The sequence below is a fragment of the Paenibacillus sp. sg306046 genome (assembly GCF_059821225.1).
On the sequence record NZ_JCAMRT010000070.1, the window covers coordinates 1 to 1,855 of the forward strand.

At 43.7% G+C, this 1,855-nt stretch carries 2 protein-coding genes; both read right to left on the reverse strand.

The genetic code is table 11. From position 1 onward, the window contains the following. Positions 1 to 706: 706 nt before the first annotated feature. Positions 707 to 1,183 carry a sugar O-acetyltransferase gene (locus AC6ROY_RS25280; protein WP_500103322.1) on the reverse strand — a complete coding sequence of 159 codons (477 nt, stop codon included), beginning with the start codon at positions 1,181 to 1,183 and terminating at the stop codon, positions 707 to 709. Beyond that, positions 1,176 to 1,790: an IS3 family transposase gene (locus tag AC6ROY_RS25285; protein WP_500103323.1), complete on the reverse strand. Its 615-nt coding sequence runs from the start codon at positions 1,788 to 1,790 to the stop codon at positions 1,176 to 1,178. The genes AC6ROY_RS25280 and AC6ROY_RS25285 overlap by 8 nt, the downstream gene beginning before the upstream one ends. Between the last annotated feature and the right edge of the window lie 65 nt (positions 1,791 to 1,855).

Here is a 1,855-nt window from a genome sequence, read left to right on the forward strand (position 1 = left end):
ACGTTTCCCAGTATACAAGAGGTGCTTTTTTCGTTCAAAGCTCAAATTACTTCATTACAGGAATGGCTCCTTTCTCATGTATGTCCTCATGCTAGCAATCGCAGGCAATTTCCGTCTATGCTCCCGATATAATCACCTTGTCGAGCTTCGGCAATTCCTTGCGCGCCGCGGCCATTCTTGCACAGCATACTCTTTGGCAAACATCATGATCCGTCTCTTGATCGTTGATGATACCTTAAAAATCAAACAAATATTACTTATATTGGATGCGTTTATATTGATAAGCGGATTACGTAAAAAAGCCCCGATAACTTTCATCGGGACCTCCATAAAATACAAAACCTGATGAACTCAGACAAACATCTTGCGGAGCCGTATCTCCCCGGATGTCCGTATCATGATGAGCCATAAAACCTTTGCTTCCGTACATAACAGGTCACTTTTTTCAAGTGTCCATCTTACGGGTTACAGTTCACTATTACGTCTTTGTATAGTAGCGCTCGTTTTAATGGCGTCGCACCGGGTCCGTTGATCAGTTCAGTCATACACGATAAGCCGCTGTTTTACCTGCTTGCAAGCTGCGCTTTACTTTCCTCAGTACTTTCGATTTTTCCGATAAAGCCACACTCTCTTTGCAAAGATAAATAAATGTGCTGCATTCACGCCCGATCAAGCCGACAAAAAATTGCTCCCTTAAGACGATTACTTACTCTAACACGCGGCAATCCGCCAATACTTCTGGTTTAAATCGCATGCTGTCTGATTCTGAAATTTTGCGAATCACTCTGCATGGTACACCAGCAGCAAAAGAATTTTCTGTAATATCTTGGGTCAAGACACTGCCTGCACCAATTACACATCCGTCTCCGATAGTAACGCCTCCACAAATCGTTACGCTGGCCGAAATCCACACATCATTTCCGATGGTAACAGGCTTCGCGTAACATAAAGATTTGGTATCACCGTGCTGGTCAATCAACTGCCGACGTTCAGCAGCAATGAATGGGTGAACAGGGGTAACAATCGTCACATTAGGTCCAGAGCTGGTATAATTGCCAATCGTAACCTTTGCCTCATCCTGCACGGTAAGATTGTAATTAGCAAAGAAATGACTACCAATCTCTGTATGAACACCGTAATGAAAGAAAACAGGTCCTTGGATTGTCAACAGTGAATCAGACAACTTTTTTAAGGGCTTCTTGACGATATTGAACAGGTGTCAGGTAGCCCAGCGTTCCATGAATCCTATGCTTATTAAACCAGTTCACGTAATCGAATAGCTTCAATTCGAGATGATGCAGGCTGTTAAAGTTCATCTGGTTGATGAACTCAGTTTTCATGATCTTATAGGTGGCTTCAGCCACCGCATTGTCATAGGGACAGGCCTTCTTACTAAGAGAGCGTCCAATTTTAAAGGTCTCCAAAAGTTCGTCCATCTTTTCGTTTTTAAACTCGCTGCCACGGTCTGTATGAAACCATTGGATTTGGCACAGATCGCCCTGAACAGTAGAAAAGGCGCGTGAAACAAGAGCCGCATCTTTGTTTGGCCCCGCGCTGTAACCAATGATTTCGCGATTGAACAAGTCGATCAGCACGCAAATGTAGTGCCACTTATTTTGGACCGCCACATACGTCAGATCGCTTACAACGAAGCGTTTCGTTTCGGTTTGATCAAATTCACGACCCAGCACATTGGCTGTTTTCGCTTCATTACAGGCTGTCTTGTGAGGCTTGGATCGGCTATACTTAGTTGGACAATAAAAATAAGGGCTTGTAGAATAGCTGGACAGTCATAAGTTCTAACGCTTAAGAAGCCAGAGAATCCGCGTCAGAATTGGATATTTCTTGCTTGGAA